The organism is Paenibacillus sp. Mc5Re-14 (genome assembly GCF_001049835.1).
Classification (GTDB): domain Bacteria; phylum Bacillota; class Bacilli; order Paenibacillales; family Paenibacillaceae; genus Paenibacillus; species Paenibacillus polymyxa_C.
Genome location: NZ_CVPD01000001.1, coordinates 2734993 through 2754211, shown reverse-complemented (window position 1 = coordinate 2754211; position 19219 = coordinate 2734993). Strand labels below are relative to the sequence as shown.

Below are 19219 nucleotides of genomic sequence, written 5' to 3'. Positions count from 1 at the left end.
TTGGCTGAATACGTAATCATCACACTGAACATTGCTGTTCCAACTCCATAATCGCTCTTTCTAGCTGAGATTGTGGATGCTTCAGCATGTTGCCATGACCGGCTGCTAATAGAGACGGATTGTAAGATGCCAGTTTTTTGGCGCTTTGCAGCGAAATTTCCTTGTTCCATGTAGCTAGTGCTGGAAAAGGAAACAGTGGCTTGAGCCTTCCCGCCACCGCAACACCACCCCGAGTCTGGAAGGCATCGCCTGCAATCAATGCATGGGTACGGGTATCCAAAAATCCCATCGAGCCCGGCGTATGTCCCGGTGCGCTGATCGCCAGCAGCGAACCCACGTTATCTCCATCCTCCAGTAAAACGTCAGGCTGGGTAAGGATATTCTTCGGCACGCTGCCCCGAATAGGAGTGTCTGGTTCGCCTGCCTCCAACGATACATCACCCTTCAGTAGCCGAGCATCCCGCCTTGAAATGAATACTTGCGCCTCAGGATACTTTGCCTTCAGCTTATCCAACGCACCCACATGATCTCCATGCGCATGGGTAAGTACAATTCGTATAATCGGCTGCCCAATCCGCGCCGCAGCCTGTTCAATACGCTGAGCACTGTATGGCAATCCGGCATCGATCAGGGTAAGCCCCTCTTTCTCCTCCACCAAATAACAGTTCACTGGGAACAGCCGGGGCATAAACGTTAATTGATACACATGCTGCACCTGAACGATACGCATTTTATCTCATCTCCTTGTCTTGATCATAAACTAATTATGTTAGTATTATAAATAATATAATTAGTTTTAAGCAAATTTTTTCGTAAATACCTGTCGGAACGTTATACAAAAAGCAAAAAGCAGACCCGGAATCCTGCCTCTGGGTCTGCCTTTATCCATATTTATGCATATGTCTTTCAATTCATCAGCTCTACCGGATGGCCTCAGCAATAGGCGTACTGCCGGACACCAAATCAATCGCTCGATGATACGTCTGCTTTTCCTCTAGTGCTGCTACCACCGTTGCCGCTACATCTTCACGTGAGATAGTATGGCTGGTGAGATCTTCACCGGTAGCAACCTTGCCAGTACCCGCATCATCTGTCAACCCGCCCGGACGAAGAATCGTGTAATCCAGATTGCTCGCTTCCAGCAAGCGATCTGCATAATGCTTTGCCACGTAATATGGCTTAATCGATTCAGGCCATTGCTCCCGGTTCTCCGCATATAGAGCGCTGACCATAATGAAGCGCCGGATACCCGCTTGTTCAGCGGCTTCCATCGCCTTGACTGCTCCATCAAGGTCGATGAGCAGCGTTTTATCCGCTCCTGTGTTGCCACCGGAGCCTGCCGTAAACACGACAGCGTCGCTGCCTTGTATAGCTGCGGCAATTTCACCTACCGTCCCTTCAAGGTCAGCTACTACCGTTTCTGCACCCAAACGTTCAAGCGCTTCGGCCTGATCCGGTTTGCGGATCAGTGCCTTTACGCGATGTGCTGCATGTTGCCCCAGTAGGCGAACGAGATGTTTGCCTACTTTTCCATTAGCACCAATCACCAGTACGTTCACTCAAATCCCTCCTGTATTTACGCTCCCTCGTCTACAGTGTACTGTTATATTTTTACCCTTTGAGTCTAGGACACAATCACATGGCTAATCAGGTTGAACTCAGTTTTTAACTGAAGGCTCTCCCCCTCGCTTTTGCTGCAACACGCGAAGACCTGCGCAAAAGGTGTCCATCATCACTTCAACACTCTGATCCACATCTACAGGTAATCCAAAACCGCCCTTTTGTTCAAGCGAGGCAAAACCATGAAGAAGACTGCGGAATCCTCTCGCTGCATGAATGCAATCTGCTTCGTTGAAGCCGTAGCCACTGGATAGCACGGTAATGACGAGCTCCGCTACGCGATCTGCAGCTTGTCCCAGCTCGGTATCATTTCGGTCGGTTGCATACACCATCGCTTCATACAAACCAGGCCGCTCGCGTGCATACTGCATATACGCTCTCCCCATAGCAGTCAGCGCATCTTCGCCTGCTCGGCCTATGGCTGCACTCATCAATGCTTCCTCTAATTTTTCGAGGCTATGTAATGCCAGCACTTGACGTAATCCGTTCAATCCATCTACGTGGTTGTACAAGGATGGGGGGCGAATATGCAGCTTTTGCGCCAACGTAGTGAGCGTGACATCTCCCATCCCCCGTTCATTAGCAATATCCTCAGCAGCCGCCAGGATATCTTGTAGCTTTAGTCCGTTTCTAGGTGACATCATCCTGTCCCCTTTCGTTAAATTCCTATGTAAGGTTAATTTCGTATACATATACAGACTAAATTCTTATTTCATCTTTACTAATCCTGTTAGTTTATACAAAGAAAGTACCGTTTGCAACAGCTCCATACACTAACTCTTTTTTTGAAGAAGAGCCGGTAGGATATTACTGCTATAATACAAAGAGATTATAGAGCAGATTTGATATCTTTTCCGATTCCCTGCAAAGGAGCTAGCTATATCTATGGAACCCAATCCACTTCCAGCTATTGAGTTTAATCGTGTCACTAAATATTTCACCGGGTCGGGACAACAACGTGCTGTCCTGAACGGAGTTACGGCAAAGGTCCCGCGCGGAAAAATCACGACACTGGTCGGTCCGTCAGGATCTGGTAAAAGCACACTGCTTTCACTATGCAATCTTTTGCTAGCATCGGATGAAGGAGAAATCAACGTCCTCGGCAAGCCTATAACCGAGTGGGAAATCCCTGAACTGAGACGGAAAGTAGCATTGGTTTTTCAAGATGCCCCCATGCTTCAGGGGACGGTCCTCTACAATCTCCAGACTGTAGAGCGGCTGCATGGCACGGTACTGGAAGATCCGGTTGGCCTGTTAGAGCGCGTAGGACTTACCCGTGACCTGCTGGAGCAAAAGGCGCAGGAGCTGTCCGGCGGACAAAGACAGCGCTTGGCCCTGGCGCGGACGCTCGCGAACCGTCCGGATATTTTACTACTGGATGAGATTACTTCTGCACTGGACCCCGCCTCAGTCAAAGAGGTCGAGGAACTGCTGCTTCAAATGAACAAAGAAGAGGGAACAACAATGATCTGGATTACGCATCATATGGAACAAGCCCGCAGGGTAGGCCACGAAACATGGCTGATGATCGACGGAAGACTGGTAGAACAAGCGGATACGGAAACGTTTTTTAACGCTCCACAACATAGTGAAACTCGCAGGTTTGTAGCGGGAGAATGGGTATGACGATTGTTGCCTTGATTCTCTCTCTTGGTTTTGTATTTATCGCCATCGTCATGTCCAAGTCCTTCAAACTCGGTCTGGACCGAGATATTATTATTGCCACGATCAGAGCATCCGTTCAGCTACTGGTGATTGGATATGTATTGCATTTGATTTTTGGGATGCAAAGCTACGGATTTATCGTGTTATTCATTCTGCTCATGATCACTGTAGCTTCTCAAAATGTTGCGCGCAAAGGACGTTTTATTCCCCGGCTCATGTGGAAGTCATTCCTGACGTTGCTGTGTGTGGAAATCGTTACACAGGCATTTCTAATTGGCCTGCATATCATTCCGGCGACAGCCCGGTACATGATTCCGATTAGCGGCATGATCATTGGCAGCTCCATGATTTTGTCCAGTCTGCTGGTATCGCGGCTCAAGTCGGAAGTCCTGCTGCGCAAGCCTGAAATCATGCTTATTCTCGCGTTGGGAGGAACACCGAGACAAGCCATCTTCCCTATACTGAAGAATTGTATACGTTCCAGTATGATTCCAACCATTGAGGGGCAGAAAACACTTGGGCTTGTCCAGCTTCCCGGCATGATGACCGGACAAATCATTGCAGGCGCCAATCCAATTGTCGCCGTGCGTTTGCAATTGCTCATCGTATTCACTACCATGACCTCTGCCATTTTGACCAGCGTGCTGCTCAGCCTGTTCATTTACCCGACATTATTTACCCGCCAGCAACAACTGCGCACAGAGTCCTGGGAAGTCTGATAGAGACGGGTATACCCAGTTATTTACCAACCAATTTCCATTTATCAAAATTAAATAGACATGTTTAATTCCTGACACGAGGGTTAATAGATACACGTAGACGCTTTACTAAAATTCGATGAGGAGTGATTGAACATGGCTAACAACAACCAAAATGGCAAAATGAGTCGCGAAGAGGCAGGACGTTTAGGTGGAGAAGCTACTGCTAAAAATCACGACAAAGAATTTTACCAAGAGATCGGCGAAAAAGGTGGCGAGGCCACTTCCAAAAGTCATGGCAAGGACTTCTATCAGGAGATTGGTGAAAAAGGCGGCGAAGCCACTTCCAAAAACCATGGCAAGGAGTTCTATCAGGAAATCGGTCGCAAGGGCGGTGAAGCCCGTGGCAATTCAGACCAAAGTGATAGCAACGGGAAAATGAGCAGAGAAGAAGCAGGCCGCAAAGGCGGCGAGGCCCGCGCCCGTCAGCGTAAAAATAACTAACGATAGATCAGGATGCATTGTCGATGCATTTGCAATGTAAAGGCACCGACTGCATAGAATACGAAGTAAGTGAATGTTTATGTTATAAAAGCCTATCTGCCGGTGTTCCGGTAGGTAGGCTTTTTGTTTGGAAGTTACTTTCATCAAAAGGCTACTTTCATCATCCGAACATACGTCATACAATATACATATACAGGTTAAATAACCATCATACATATTTTATTACAAATGAAAGAATGGAATAGTCAGATTCTTTTCTCATGTCATCTTACTTATTGCGAACAAGACAAATAACGCAGCCCTTGAATTGAGCACCATGCAACACACTAGAGGATGCAACTCAAGTCAAATATTCCTGCATTCCGGCTGTTAAGATGGAGTCGAAAGGAGGGAACCCTCGTGTACGAATGGAACGAAATGGTCCAGCTTATGATTGATTGGATTGATAATAATCTGACCTCAGCGCCATCGTTGTTGAGAATGTCCGACCAGTTGGGCTATTCCCCTTATTACTGTACAAAGCAATTTCATTCTCTGACAGGAATGACGTTAAGGGATTATGTATGGATGCGCAGGATTAGCCGGGCAGCCCTTGAACTCCGGGACAGCAATGTCCGCATCCTCGATGTTGCCGTAAAGTATGGGTTCTCTTCACAGGAAGCTTTTACACGAGCATTTGTAAAAGCGTTCGAGGTATCCCCGGCTGTATACCGGAAGAACCCCCGGCCTATTCCATTAGCCATTCACGCTGAGGTGTTCTCTCCTTACCATTACCATTTGAAGGAGCGGGATAAGATGGTTAAAGAGCATTTGCAAGAAGCCGAAGTCAAAATTGAGCATATACCAGCACACAAATTTATTGGTCTCTGGGATATTTCTTCTCGAAATTACGGCGATTTCTGGAGAAATGGTCATAATTGTGATGAAATTTGCGGAACCCTGGAAAGCATGTCTCACCTCAAGCTTCCCGGACAATTGGGCCAAACGGCAGGCTGGTTCTATCAGAATGGTCAGAAGGGCTACCTCTATGGAATACCGGTTGCTGTTGACTACGCCGGAGAGATTCCCGCAGGAATGAAGTGCCGGGACATCCCCGAATCAGATTACCTGGTTTTTTTCCACCCACCCTTCAATTATTTAAAAAACAACGGAGACGTTATGAGAACGGTGGAGGAGAAAGCTTGGAACTTTGATCCTAGCAGCCTGGGGTATGAATGGGATGAGGAAACGAAGCAGGATTATCAACGGCATTTTCCTGAGGGATACGGCTACGCGGTGTTGCGCCCTGTGAGAAAAGTGTAATAAAAAAATCCCTAGAAGCCGCCACGATCTCAGAATGCTGGTAATCGTCTCGCGGCTTCTTTTTAAAAGGGTTGAAGGTGTAGACCATGAAGTCCTTTCGCTTTTGGTTGTTCCTAGTCTCATGTATAGTTATCGCTATAAATATTACGGGATATGACGACTATAATATACTTTTGGCTATGATTAGCCCGTTGGTTTGGATGTATGAATCTTTTCAATTTGTGCGAAAAGCACATATCCCCATAGCCCTTGTGTACTTCACTACAATAGGTTTCTGGTATCTCATAGGATATGTTATCGATCGTTTGATTAGAAAATTGAAACTCGCTAAAAATAAATAAGCTGTACAAACACGGTACATACCTCATTCCTTATTTTGAGCAATGGGGTACAATACAGATCATATATGTCCATGAAGTAATGCAATATCATTCTCCGTGTACATCATGCTGTATCTTTATGGATCTAATTAAAGATAGGACTGTATTTTTTTAAGAATATTTTGACCATTTGTAGTAAACAAAATATATGTCTTTGAATTGGTTTTAATTACAATTCTGTCCGTTGTTGCATAAGGAGTACCTATTCTTATTGCATCTTTCTCTTGTCCAGCATAAGTATTATCGAACGAAACATCTTCAATATCCTCAAGAGATACTTCTATCCTAGATAACTGCCAAGTAATAACTAAATTATTACTCTCCTTTTTTATATCAATTCCCAACATGCTGTTTCCTCCTAAAGTTTTTTCAACACAAATTGTAAAACGAAATGCGACCTTTGCTGGAGTATTAATCCGATAAATACGATGATTTTTTTGCATCCCGCTACATCTCCTGTAAAAAGAAAACCAGTCCAACACATTGTAAGTGTGTATTGGACTGGTGGATATGCACACGTCAGCTTCCAGCAATTAGATCAGCGTATAACCGCCATCTGGGAACAGCACGCTTCCGGTGGTGAACTTGTTAGTCATTAGGTACAACACAGTATTGCGATTTCCTCATTATACCCCACTCGCCATATCATAACTATTTTATAATCATATATATTTTTATTCGGATGAGCTTTCAGGGGCTACGCTCTTACGGTAGGATGTCGGCGACTGGCCAGACCAGCGCTTAAATTGCCTACTAAAATGTGCAATATCCCCATAGCCTAGCAGATCGGCTATTTGCTGCACCGACCATTGCGGATCAGCCAGCAGCAGCTTGGCCTCATGCAAGACAAGCTCGGATAGATACACACGCGGAGATACGCCAAAAACACTACGGAATACGCGATTACAATGGGACACGCTAATACCCAGCTCGGATGAAATCCCCTCGATCCCATCCTGTTTTTTCAACGAGCCGGCCTGTCTATAAGACAGATTGACTCTGCCCTGAAGACGACTGGCAATTTGATGAGCAAGCTCTGCCTGCACATATCCACGTCCCGGCAGATGAGCAGCTTCACTGGATACAGCCTCCCACAACGTTGCGAACAGTTCAAATACAGCAGATTGAATCCGCATACGTTTTGCCACCGAGTCACCATTTATACCCATGTCATCCAGGGCAGAAAGATCAAGCAGCTTGCCCAGCGCTCGCTCCATCTGCCTTGCCACCGTGCCATCCGCAGGAAAAAGCACTTGCTCCAAACGGCTCAGTAGCGAAAGAAACAATTTATCATCAATGTCGAAATGCATGCAAAAATACGTAAATCCCTCCCCGTTACTACAGCTGGAGTGGACAATTCCCGGGCGCAAAAGCATCAGATCACCCTGTCGCTGAATATAGCTGCGACCATCCACAACCATGATCTGTTCTCCCGCAAGCACGATGTTAATTTCATATTGCGGATGTTCATGTGGTGGATAACTCCAGTCTCTTCCGACACTTCGCGTATGAATGGCAAATAGATTGACCGTAGTCCGCACATCGGGAAAAAAGAATTCCTCTCTGGCGACCGTAAGGGCTGGATCATGGGGACTCTTCGGTAAACGTGGTGACGACATATTCTCCCTCCTGGCTCATTTACATCGATATCCTCTAGTATATCGTTTTCAGCGCGATTTGGATAAATAGTGGAGCGATTTGACAATGGTTCCTCGGCACATGTCATGCTAGGCTCTAATTGAAGTTAGTCAACGTTACATTTTATCATGAAAGGGGTTTCAATATATGTCGAAAAATATATTTTATAACACGCAGCATGCACCTATCGGTTCATTTTCCAGCTTTACACTTGGGTTTAAGGGTAATCGTGGCGGACTCGGCCTGGAGCTGGGCAAGCCTGCCGATGAAAATGTATACATCGGACTGCAATCCAGGGATGGCGGATCCTATGAGGCGCTTCCCTTTTTCGCATCCACACAGGACGAAAGTACCCGCTACGATGTGGAGAAAAAGGATAAAAAAACGGAGCCTCTGCTCGTTGCCTTTGCCGATCAGGACATCACCCGTGAGTTAAAAGCAGGAACAGATACATGGCAGGCAGGCGATTTGACGTTCCGGCTGTACTCTCCCGTTCGCCCGGTGCCCGAGCCGGGAATTGCCGGCATAGATGAGCTGCGGGCAGCGTTAGTTCCGGCTGTATTTGCCGAGCTGACGATCGATAATACAGAGGGTGCTGCTGCACGGAGAGCCTTTTTCGGCTATCAGGGCAGTGATCCGTATAGCGGCATACGTATTATAGGGGAAGATCCACGCAGGGACATTATGGATTCTCCTCAATTGGAGGGAAGACTCACAGGCATCGGTCAAGGACGAAGTACAGCTATTGTGACCAACAGCAGTGAAGCCATACCTGCCAGCGGATTTGCAATGGAGAAGCTGCTCGGGGAGACCATGGCCGATAACTTATCCTTTGGCCTGGGCACAACGGGTGCGCTCCTGATGGACGTTCCCGCAGGAGAGAAGCGCACGTATTCCTTCGCCATATGCTTTTATCGCGGCGGCATTGTGACAACAGGCATCGAAGCATCGTATTACTATACCCGGCTGTTCAAGGATATTGAAGACGTGGGAAGCTATGCGTTGAAGCATTTTACCGACCTGACTGCAGCTTGTATTCAGGGGAATGACTGGATCGAATCGGCGAACTTGAGTCCGGATCAGGAATTTATGCTCGCTCAGGCAATTCACAGCTATTATGGCAGCACCCAATTGCTCAGTCAGCAAGAGGATGGCGAACCGATTTGGATTGTGAACGAAGGCGAGTACCGGATGATGAATACACTCGACCTGACGGCAGATCAGCTTTATTATGAATTGATTTTGAATCCATGGACGGTGCGCAACGAGTTGGAGTGGTTTGTCCAACGGTACAGCTATCGGGATGAAGTACGCTTTCCGGGAGAGGAACAGACCTATCCGGGCGGGATCACATTTACGCATGATATGGGTGTGGCCAATGTGTTCTCCCGGCAGGGTTACTCCTGTTATGAGCTGGCAGGGATTGACGACTGCTTCTCTTACATGAGCCACGAGGAATTGGTAAACTGGCTTTGTTGCGCCACAGTATATATCGAGCAGACACAGGATCAGTCATTTACGGCACGTATGCTGCCTGTCTTGTGCGACTGCTTCGAAAGCATGCTGCGGCGGGATCATCCAGATCCGGCACAACGAAACGGCTTAATGGGCCTGGACAGCTCAAGAACCCGGGGAGGTGCAGAAATTACAACTTACGATAGTCTGGATGTATCCTTGGGTCAGTCCCGCAATAACATTTATTTAGGCAGCAAATGCTGGGCGGTATATGTTGCGCTGGAAAAGATATTTGCCGCAAAGGGGCTCAGCTCCCTTTCGCAGGAAGCTGGCTCACAGGCAGACAAATGCGCAGCGTCGATTACCGCTCACATGACCGACAAAGGCTATATTCCTGCAGTCATTAAGGAAGGCAACGATTCGCAGATTATTCCTGCCATTGAGGGATTGATCTTCCCTTATTTTACAGGATGTGAGGATGCACTTAAGCCTGATGGGCGGTTCAGTGGATATATCCAGGCACTTCGGCGCCATTTGCAAACCGTACTCGTACCGGGAGTTTGTCTATTTGAAGACGGAGGCTGGAAGCTATCCTCGACCAGTAACAACTCCTGGTTAAGCAAAATTTATCTGTCACAGTTTATTGCCCGTGAGCTGCTGGAACTGCCTTGGCAGGAAACTGGGCAGGCGGCTGACGCAGCCCATGTTTCATGGCTCCTCCATCCTGAAGAATCCTATTGGTGCTGGAGCGACCAAATGCTCTCCGGCATTGCCCACGGCAGCAAATATTACCCACGCGGGGTTACCGCTATTTTGTGGCTGTATGAAGGCAATGGGAATCGGTTTACCCTTCCTCAGCATATGAGTCAAGATGAGAAGCAGCATGTCTAAGACGAACGAACCCTCACTCGCCCAAAGGAGGTTCAAATAATATGAGCAAGCGTATGGATATGCCTAAAGGGAGCGGCTATGACGCTTGGCTACACTACCACCGCGATCGTCTTATAGAAAAAATGCCTGATTGGTGCATGGTCATCGTGGTTCATGACACAGATGATGAAGTGCTTCAGACAGCTGCGAGTGAGCTTCAGCAAGGATTGGCCTCTATGTTTGGACAGCAGCCAAAGATGAGTACCGTTCCTGTCCATGTACCATTCGTTGCGCTGGGTACGTTCCAAGACCATTCATGTATTGCAGAACGATTTAGTGCAGAGGAACAGGCAGAAGTGAGCGCAGAAGGCTATCGAATTCGCGGGGTAGAGGCTAAGAAACTGGCTGATTCAACTGGTCAAGATCACGATGATATCAAAGGACAGTGCGTTATAATTGCGGGTCAGACCTCCAAAGGGGTATTATATGGAGTCTTTCACTTGCTGCGCTACCTGCAAGGAGGACTAGACGGCAAGCTGAAGCCCACTGCCAAAGAATCATTGCATGCTCCCAGTTTAGACCTATTGTCCAATCCAGCTAATCCGATACGCATGATCAATCACTGGGATAACATGGATGGTAGCGTTGAACGTGGATATGCCGGCGCATCTATTTTCTACAACAACAATGCCTTTACTACAAATATGGAGCGCCTTCGAGACTATGCCCGTCTACTTGCTTCTGTAGGCATTCAGGCGTTATCCATTAACAATGTGAATGTCCATCAGGTAGAAACCGAGCTGATAACAGATCGTTTTTTACCTGATGTAGCCAAAGTAGCTGCCATCTTTCGCGCCTATGGTATCCAAATCTACTTGAGCATTAACTATGCCAGCTCGATTCAGCTCGGCGGATTAACTACAGCCGATCCTCTAGACCCTGGTGTAGCTGAATGGTGGAAGACCAAAGCCCAGGAGATTTACGCAGCCGTTCCCGATCTGGGTGGTTTTGTGGTCAAGGCCGATTCTGAAAATCGGCCCGGACCCTTCAGCTATGGACGCCACCACGCCGATGGAGCCAATATGCTGGCGGATGCACTACGGCCCTATGGCGGACGTGTGATTTGGCGTTGCTTTGTCTACGACTGCAAACAGGACTGGCGTGACCGCAAGACGGATCGGGCTCGTGCGGCCTTTGACCATTTTAAACCGCTGGATGGACTGTTCCGGGATAATGTCATTTTACAGATTAAAAATGGCCCTATGGATTTTCAGGTGCGAGAGCCTGTATCCCCCCTGTTCGGCGCGCTGGAAGCCACTCAGGTACTGCTGGAATTCCAAATTGCACAGGAGTATACCGGACAACAAAAGCATCTATGTTACCTGGTTCCGCAATGGAAGGAAGTGCTTGATTTTGACACCTACGCACAGGGAAAAGGCTCCACCATCAAGCGCATCGTGAGTGGCGCTTTGCATAGCAACAGCGAATCTGAGTCTCGTCGCAGGAAGGCTACTGTCCATGCAGGCAGCGGCAGTTTCCAGGAGGAGCCAACGAATCATGTTCCCAAGGGCACGAACTTTGGAATAGCCGCTGTTTCCAATATTGGTGCAGACACCAATTGGACCGGACATTTGCTCTCCCAGTCCAATCTTTACGGCTACGGCCGGTTGGCATGGGACCCGGATCTATCCGCAGATGAAATCGCGGATGAATGGGTTCGGCTAACATTTAGCAATCAAGGCAAGGACTACGGCGATCCTGAGTTGATTCCTACTATTAAGCAAATGCTGCTCGATTCATGGAATATCTATGAGTCCTATACCGCCCCTCTGGGGGTCGGCTGGATGGTCAGTCCCAATCACCACTATGGGCCGGATGTTGATGGATATGAATATTCGATGTGGGGCACCTACCATTTTGCCGATTGCTGGGGGATCGGGGTAGATCGGACGACTGCAACTGGAACGGGCTATGCAGGACAATATTTTCCTCCTGTTGCCGAAATCTACGAATCTACAGACACCTGTCCGGATGAGCTGCTCTTATTCTTTCACCATGTTCCTTATACGCACGTGCTCCACTCCGGCCAAACGGTCATACAGCATATTTATGATACTCATTTTGAAGGTGCCGAACGTGCGGCCCATCTCCAAGCAACATGGATTAGTCTGCGGGAGCATCTAAATGAATTGATCTATGAACAGGTGCTGACGCGGCTGGAGCATCAGACAGAGCACGCCAAGGAATGGCGGGATCGGATCAATACGTATTTTTATCGCAAAAGTGGTATTCCCGACGAAAAAAATCGCCCTATCTATTAAGCAAATAGCCTCATGCGTTGCTTGCATACACACTGGGTTTTGCCTCCCCTTTCACGGGAATAGCGATAAAGACACATGTCTTACTTAGACCTGTGTCTTTTTTTGCATGGTCTAATTTATGCACACGGTTGCTAACGTAAAATGTCATATTTGTCCACCCTGAGTGTGCAATAAATTCTTCTTTTTTATGCAACCGCTTGCTTTATACTATTTTTGTAGACGTTTACAAAATGTTGTCGAATTAGACTATGCTTTGGGGAGGATGATCGGTTTGACCTTGTATCGAAGTCTATGGAAAAAAGGGTGTATGCTTCTATTAAGCCTTGTGCTGTCTCTGACCGCCTTCATTGGCTCACCCTCTAATACGGCGAGCGCTGCGGTTGCAGATGATTTTCAAGCTTCCGTTATGGGACCGCTGGCGAAAATCAATGACTGGGGTTCCTTTAAAAAGCAGCTACAAACGTTGAAAAACAATGGCGTATATGCCATCACTACCGACGTCTGGTGGGGCTATGTGGAGAGCGCAGGAGATAACCAGTTCGATTGGAGTTACTACAAAACCTATGCAAATGCCGTGAAAGAAGCGGGACTGAAGTGGGTTCCTATCATCTCAACGCATAAGTGTGGAGGAAATGTAGGAGATGACTGCAACATCCCACTGCCAAGCTGGCTGTCGAGCAAAGGCAGTGCAGATGAAATGCAGTTCAAGGACGAAAGCGGCTATGCCAATAGTGAAGCCCTTTCCCCATTGTGGAGCGGAACCGGTAAACAATATGATGAGCTGTATGCCTCATTCGCTGAAAACTTTGCCGGGTATAAAAGTATCATTCCCAAAATTTATTTGAGCGGCGGTCCTTCCGGAGAATTGCGCTATCCGTCCTACTATCCGGCAGCGGGATGGAGCTACCCAGGACGAGGCAAGTTTCAAGCCTATACTGAAACAGCCAAAAATGCATTCCGCACAGCTATGAATGACAAGTACGGATCATTGGACAAGCTTAATGCTGCTTGGGGCACCAAGCTTACCAGCCTTAGCCAAATCAATCCACCGACTGATGGGGATGGATTTTACACGAACGGCGGGTATAATTCCGCGTATGGAAAGGATTTTCTGTCGTGGTACCAAAGTGTGCTTGAGAAGCATCTAGGTGTCATCGGAGCAGCTGCCCACAAAAACTTCGATTCTGTGTTTGGTGTCCGGATCGGGGCCAAAATTTCCGGTCTGCACTGGCAAATGAACAATCCTGCCATGCCGCACGGCACAGAACAAGCGGGTGGATATTATGATTACAACCGTCTCATTCAGAAATTCAAGGATGCCGATCTAGACTTGACATTTACTTGCCTGGAGATGAGTGACAGTGGCACAGCACCGAATTATTCGCTGCCCTCCACCCTGGTTGATACCGTCTCCTCTATCGCGAATGCCAAGGGTGTTCGCCTGAATGGTGAAAATGCACTTCCGACAGGCGGTAGTGGCTTCCAAAAAATCGAGGAGAAAATCACGAAGTTCGGTTATCACGGGTTTACGTTATTGCGCATCAACAATCTCGTCAACAATGATGGCTCACCAACCGGTGAGTTGAGTGGATTCAAACAATATATCATCAGCAAAGCCAAGCCTGACAATAATGGCGGTACAGGCAACAAAGTAACGATATACTATAAAAAAGGCTTCAACTCGCCTTACATTCACTACCGTCCGGCTGGTGGTAGCTGGACTGCTGCACCTGGTGTGAAAATGCAGGATGCCGAAATTAGCGGCTATGCTAAAATTACCGTCGATATCGGTTCTGCCTCCCAATTGGAAGCCGCTTTTAACGACGGCAATAACAACTGGGACAGCAACAACACCAAAAACTACTCCTTCAGCACGGGCACTTCTACGTACACGCCCGGTAATAGTGGCAATGCAGGAACGATCACTTCAGGCGCTCCATCGGGTGCGAATCCCGGGGATGGCGGCGGTACAACTAACAAAGTAACGGTATACTACAAAAAAGGCTTCAACTCACCTTACATTCACTACCGTCCGGCTGGTGGTAGCTGGACTGCTGCACCTGGTGTGAAAATGCAGGATGCCGAAATTAGCGGCTATGCTAAAATTACCGTCGATATCGGTTCTGCCTCCCAATTGGAAGCTGCTTTTAATGACGGCAATAACAACTGGGACAGCAACAATACTAAAAACTACCTTTTCAGCACTGGAACTTCTACCTACACACCCGGCTTGAACGGAGCTGCAGGATCTATCCGAACGGGGGCACCTTCAGGAAGTGCCGTCAGCGTAGTGACTTCCACCTACGCAACCGACCTCAACGAAGTGGCAGGACCTATCCAAACCGAAAAACTTTCGGGTGTATCCTTAAACGTAAGCACTTCTACCTACACACCCAATGTTAACGGAGTTGAAGTAACTGCTCAAACGGAGGCGCTTTCGAGCGCCTTCACCTCTATAGATCCGGGTACCCTCTCCAAGCCAACTCCCCTTGGCACAGACTGGAGCAAACAGAGCATTTATTTTATCATGACAGACCGTTTCAGCAACGGAGATACATCCAACGATAACTACGGTGGCTTCAATTCCAACAACAGCGATCAACGCAAGTGGCATGGTGGCGATTTTCAAGGTATTATTGACAAACTCGACTACATTAAAAATATGGGATTTACCGCGATCTGGATTACCCCGGTAACGATGCAAAAGAGTGAATACGCTTACCACGGCTATCATACGTATGATTTTTATGCGGTTGACGGGCATCTCGGAACAATGGACAAGTTCCAAGAGCTGGTTCGCAAGGCACATGACAAAAATATTGCTGTGATGCTAGACGTAGTAGTGAATCACACAGGTGATTTTCAGCCGGGGAACGGGTTCGCCAAGGCTCCTTTTGACAAAGCAGATTGGTACCATCACAATGGTGACATTACAGGGGGGGACTACAACTCCAACAACCAATGGAAAATTGAAAACGGTGATGTGGCTGGATTGGATGACCTAAATCATGAAAACCCCGCTACCGCAAATGAGCTTAAAAACTGGATCAAATGGCTGCTTAATGAGACAGGCATTGACGGACTGCGGTTGGATACCGCCAAGCATGTACCGAAGGGTTTTCTAAAAGATTTTGACCAAGCCGCCAATACCTTCACCATGGGTGAAATTTTCCATGGCGACCCTGCTTATGTGGGGGATTATACCCGATATCTCGATGCCGCATTAGATTTTCCGATGTATTATACAATCAAGGACGTGTTCGGACACGATCAATCCATGAGAAAAATCAAGGATCGCTACTCCGATGATCGTTACTATCGCGATGCTCAGACCAACGGTGTATTTATCGACAATCATGATGTAAAACGTTTCCTGAATGACGCCTCCGGCAAGCCGGGTGCTAACTATGACAAATGGCCACAGCTCAAAACTGCTTTGGGCTTTACTCTGACGTCACGCGGAATTCCAATTATCTACCAAGGCACAGAGCAAGGCTATAGTGGTGGAGATGATCCCGCCAATCGGGAGAATATGAATTTCAACGCCAACCATGACCTGTATCAGTACATCGCTAAGCTGAACTCTGTGCGCAACAACCACCCTGCTCTGCAAAACGGCAGCCAAAAGGAAAAATGGGTGGACGACTCCTTTTACAGTTTTCAGCGCTCTAAAAATGGCGACGAGGCCATTGTATTTATCAACAACTCCTGGAATAGTCAAACCCGCACGATTGGCAACTTCGATAATCTGTCCAACGGAACCCGCCTGACCAACCAGCTAAGCAACGACTCCGTTCAGATTAACAACGGTTCGATCACTGTGACTCTTGCTCCAAAGGAAGTTAAAATTTTCACCAAGTAAACAGTGGCATTCAGTTACATTGGTTATTCAGATGTGCTAAAATATTTTATAGAAGGATATACTAAAAAAGAGCAAGGATGCTGGTAACATCCCTACTCTTTGGCAACAGCCGCTTTGAAGAGCGGTCGGCTGAAAAGGGCTAGCTATTAGAAATAGACCGTGTTCCCCTCTCCAGGGCGGTCTATTTCTTTTTGTTTTGGTTCAGCGCAATAACAATGGTAACGATTAATCCGATCAACGCTACTAGTAGCGTGCCGAACATCATCATTAATGTCAGAGCATCCTTAACCTCCACAGGCATCACCTCCCTTCCGGGAGACTTAGCCGACCGCCCACCTAAGCCATTCTGTTGTTACTGGAATTATAGCACGTAAATCCGTCCTTAAGCGACAACATTTTACATACTTATCCAGCCAATCTTATGCAAACACTCATCGTCTTTTTCTGCTCACACACTCTACTTTGTCTCTATACGGGTATAGCTTCTCAACGCCAATAAAAGCCCTAGTACAAAAATGAAACAAATACTGATGAGCCCTCCAGAGACATTTGTGTATGTTCTCCCAAGCGTGCCATGCGGAGAAAACAATACGGGTACTGTCCATGGATAAAAGGTATTCCCCGGTGTATTAACCAAAACAAAATTTAAACACATAACCGTACACATTCCCATAATGGCGGTCACAAATTTTTTCCAGCGAATGGCGAAGAACGTGATGGTCGGAATGAGCATAGCATGCATAATAATCATTTTAGTGAAGATTCCAAGCTGATACATAACAACTTCAAAGGTTAGCGGTCTGGCCGTAATAAACATACCCAAAATCGCAGATAGCACAAATGCTAACAGCAGGCTAACAGCGATGTACATATAAATAACGAGCAACTTGCTGAAGTAAAGACGACTCCGACGAACCGGGCTTGTGAACAAGGCCATATGGGTCCTCTCTTGATATTCTCTCGCATAGATATAGCAAGTCAAAATATAATAGCTCATATACCCAGTCAGAAAATTAATAAGAGTAACAATACTCATAAAATAGTCATTCCAACCGTCACGATCTATCGAATACTTGGGACTACCCGTGTAACTATAAAATTCCACCACAATGGTTAATACTAAAATCATTATACTCAACAAAAGAATCTTAGTTCTTTTCAACTTCAAGCACTCTGCTTTAAACAGGGCAAACATAGCAAACCTCCTTTGAAAAGCTCTCTCCATCTAGCCCCTTCTTTGGTATGCCCATAGGGATAAAAACAATCCAAGAAGAAAAGTTACTGATAAACTCAACCACGCTATGAGAGTATTGACGTATATAATCGCACTTCCTTCATTGGGCGACAAAAGATAGGGTACAATCCACGGATACCATTCATTTTTATACATAAAATTTAAAAATATAACAGTACAAACTACGAGTACAACCACCATGATGCTCTTCCAGCGTATAGCAAAAAAAGAGGCAATTGGGATTAACATCGCATGCATCACACACATTTTGGCAAACACTTGAATTTGGTATACCCAGATAGCCATCGTTAAAGGTCGATCTGTAATGCACATGCCTAATAAGGCGGATAAAAACAGAACGAAAAATAAGGATACAATAATAAATCCATAAACAACGGTCAATTTACTAAAATAAAATTTAACCCTAGTGACAGGCGTGGTAAACATAAACAGATGCGTATTTTCCTGATACTCTCTTGCAAAAATATAACCAGTTAAAATATAATAGCTGATAAATCCAGCTGCGACATTGACGAAGAGAACTATGCCCTCGAAATAGTAGGTCCAACCCCTTTTATCAATTGAATATCTATAAAAAACAGCGCTTAAAGCGAATTCCAACAGTACAACAGCCAACAATATTATAAAACTTAACAACAAAGCTTTAGAGCCTTTAAGCTTAATAAGTTCAGCTCTAATCACGTCGCCCACCCTCTCCTGAAATGAGAGTCAAAAAATATTCCTCTAGCGTCTGCTTTGTGGTGTGTATCTCATAGACTGAAAACTGATGATCTATTAACTGTCTATTCAACGCAGCTGTATTCTCAATCTGACTATGAATTCTTAGTTGTTGTGGGGATATCACATTAGATTGAAGCTGCTTTATGTGCTCTTGTAGAAACGCTTGTACTGCTTTTGCATTCTCTACCTTTAGATCTGTATATTGCTCAAAACCTTCCTCCAACTGACTCAGTCGATCTTCCGCTAACAGTTTTCCATTATGTATAATCCCGATGTGTGTAGCTAACTGCTGAATTTCGCTCAAGATGTGGCTGGAGATAAGAATCGTTTTTCCATCTTCCTCGCACAACTTCTTTAATAGCTGACGAATTTCCTTAATTCCTGACGGGTCTAGTCCGTTCGTCGGTTCATCTAATATAAGCAACTCAGGATCATGAACAAGTGCCCTGGCAATTCCTAATCGTTGCTTCATTCCTAGGGAAAAATCCTTAAACTTCTTCTTCCCCGTATGCTCTAACCCCACCGTAGTTAAGGTTCGTTCAATTCTCCCATCATCCTTCACCCCCATGTACGTACAGCAGATTCTCAGATTATCTCGTGCACTCAGATTTTCGTATAAACCTGGTGTTTCGATAATGGTACCTATTTTTGAGAAAATAGAAGGATAGCTTTTCTCCAACCGCTCGCCAAATAAAAAAACCTCCCCATTTGTAGGCTCAACCAGCCTCATCAGCATGCGGATGGTTGTCGTCTTTCCAGCTCCATTTTCACCTAGAAAACCGTAGATACTGCCCTGTTCTACATGTAAGGAAATATCGTCTACAGCTATCGACATCCCGAACTGTTTGCGGAGGCCTTTCGTTTCAATAACATACTGCATTTCTTTCATCCTCCTATACACACCAAATATAATTATTATACAGATTTAA

The 19219-nt window shown here is 46.4% G+C and carries 16 protein-coding genes and 1 pseudogene; 7 read left to right on the top strand and 10 right to left on the bottom strand.

The genetic code is table 11. The annotated features are described in order from the left end of the window. Window positions 1-19 precede the first annotated feature (19 nt). From BN1546_RS12510 to BN1546_RS12500, 3 genes are all read right to left on the bottom strand, one after another. Window positions 20-730: an MBL fold metallo-hydrolase gene (locus BN1546_RS12510; protein ID WP_013373678.1), complete on the bottom strand. Its 711-nt coding sequence runs from the start codon at window positions 728-730 to the stop codon at window positions 20-22. A 190-nt stretch (window positions 731-920) separates the two neighbouring features. After that, window positions 921-1559: an SDR family oxidoreductase gene (locus BN1546_RS12505; protein WP_090737743.1), complete on the bottom strand. Its 639-nt coding sequence runs from the start codon at window positions 1557-1559 to the stop codon at window positions 921-923. 99 nt (window positions 1560-1658) lie between these two features. Further along, window positions 1659-2261, bottom strand: coding sequence for a TetR/AcrR family transcriptional regulator (locus BN1546_RS12500; protein ID WP_090737741.1), 603 nt, complete (start codon window positions 2259-2261; stop codon window positions 1659-1661). A gap of 244 nt (window positions 2262-2505) precedes the next feature. On the opposite strand from BN1546_RS12500, the gene BN1546_RS12495 reads away from it, so the two are divergent. The 4 genes from BN1546_RS12495 to BN1546_RS12480 all read left to right on the top strand — a co-directional run bounded on the left by BN1546_RS12495 (window position 2506) and on the right by BN1546_RS12480 (window position 5789). After that, window positions 2506-3246: an ABC transporter ATP-binding protein gene (locus tag BN1546_RS12495; protein ID WP_090737739.1), complete on the top strand. Its 741-nt coding sequence runs from the start codon at window positions 2506-2508 to the stop codon at window positions 3244-3246. Beyond that, entirely contained in the window at window positions 3243-4004 is a 762-nt protein-coding gene (fetB, locus tag BN1546_RS12490) for an ABC transporter permease (RefSeq protein ID WP_058711032.1), read from the top strand. The genes BN1546_RS12495 and fetB overlap by 4 nt, the downstream gene beginning before the upstream one ends. A gap of 135 nt (window positions 4005-4139) precedes the next feature. Then, window positions 4140-4487: a KGG domain-containing protein gene (locus BN1546_RS12485; RefSeq protein ID WP_025676644.1), complete on the top strand. Its 348-nt coding sequence runs from the start codon at window positions 4140-4142 to the stop codon at window positions 4485-4487. A 399-nt stretch (window positions 4488-4886) separates the two neighbouring features. Further along, window positions 4887-5789: an AraC family transcriptional regulator gene (locus BN1546_RS12480; protein WP_090737737.1), complete on the top strand. Its 903-nt coding sequence runs from the start codon at window positions 4887-4889 to the stop codon at window positions 5787-5789. Window positions 5790-6258: 469 nt separating this feature from the next. Here BN1546_RS12480 and BN1546_RS12470 read toward each other — a convergent pair whose 3' ends face one another. From BN1546_RS12470 to BN1546_RS12460, 3 genes and pseudogenes are all read right to left on the bottom strand, one after another. After that, complete coding sequence (locus BN1546_RS12470; RefSeq protein ID WP_025676639.1) at window positions 6259-6516, bottom strand: SunI/YnzG family protein; 258 nt, start codon at window positions 6514-6516, stop codon at window positions 6259-6261. A 186-nt stretch (window positions 6517-6702) separates the two neighbouring features. Beyond that, window positions 6703-6836: pseudogene (locus tag BN1546_RS12465) on the bottom strand (dehydrogenase); the annotation flags it as partial. Between the two features lie 7 nt (window positions 6837-6843). Continuing rightward, a complete protein-coding gene (locus tag BN1546_RS12460) occupies window positions 6844-7788 on the bottom strand; it encodes a helix-turn-helix domain-containing protein (RefSeq protein WP_090737733.1) in 945 nt (314 codons plus the stop codon). A gap of 166 nt (window positions 7789-7954) precedes the next feature. Here BN1546_RS12460 and BN1546_RS12455 point away from each other — a divergent pair, with 166 nt between their 5' ends. From BN1546_RS12455 to BN1546_RS12445, 3 genes are all read left to right on the top strand, one after another. After that, window positions 7955-10153, top strand: coding sequence for a glycoside hydrolase family 52 protein (locus BN1546_RS12455; RefSeq protein WP_090737731.1), 2199 nt, complete (start codon window positions 7955-7957; stop codon window positions 10151-10153). 41 nt (window positions 10154-10194) lie between these two features. Further along, complete coding sequence (locus BN1546_RS12450; protein ID WP_090737729.1) at window positions 10195-12453, top strand: alpha-glucuronidase family glycosyl hydrolase; 2259 nt, start codon at window positions 10195-10197, stop codon at window positions 12451-12453. A 271-nt stretch (window positions 12454-12724) separates the two neighbouring features. Continuing rightward, the gene (locus BN1546_RS12445) at window positions 12725-16315 is read left to right on the top strand and encodes a family 14 glycosylhydrolase (protein WP_090737727.1); all 3591 of its coding nucleotides are present in this window, start codon (window positions 12725-12727) and stop codon (window positions 16313-16315) included. Window positions 16316-16496: 181 nt separating this feature from the next. On the opposite strand, the gene BN1546_RS27850 is transcribed toward BN1546_RS12445, so the two are convergent. The 4 genes from BN1546_RS27850 to BN1546_RS12430 form a co-directional block, all read right to left on the bottom strand. Beyond that, entirely contained in the window at window positions 16497-16610 is a 114-nt protein-coding gene (locus BN1546_RS27850) for a putative holin-like toxin (protein WP_010347020.1), read from the bottom strand. 162 nt (window positions 16611-16772) lie between these two features. Beyond that, window positions 16773-17510, bottom strand: a complete 738-nt coding sequence (locus tag BN1546_RS12440; protein WP_090737725.1) for an ABC transporter permease — start codon at window positions 17508-17510, stop codon at window positions 16773-16775. Between the two features lie 30 nt (window positions 17511-17540). Then, a complete protein-coding gene (locus tag BN1546_RS12435) occupies window positions 17541-18251 on the bottom strand; it encodes an ABC transporter permease (protein WP_090737723.1) in 711 nt (236 codons plus the stop codon). Next, window positions 18244-19170: an ABC transporter ATP-binding protein gene (locus BN1546_RS12430; protein WP_090737721.1), complete on the bottom strand. Its 927-nt coding sequence runs from the start codon at window positions 19168-19170 to the stop codon at window positions 18244-18246. Before BN1546_RS12430 ends, BN1546_RS12435 begins: the two co-directional genes overlap by 8 nt. Window positions 19171-19219: the final 49 nt, after the last annotated feature.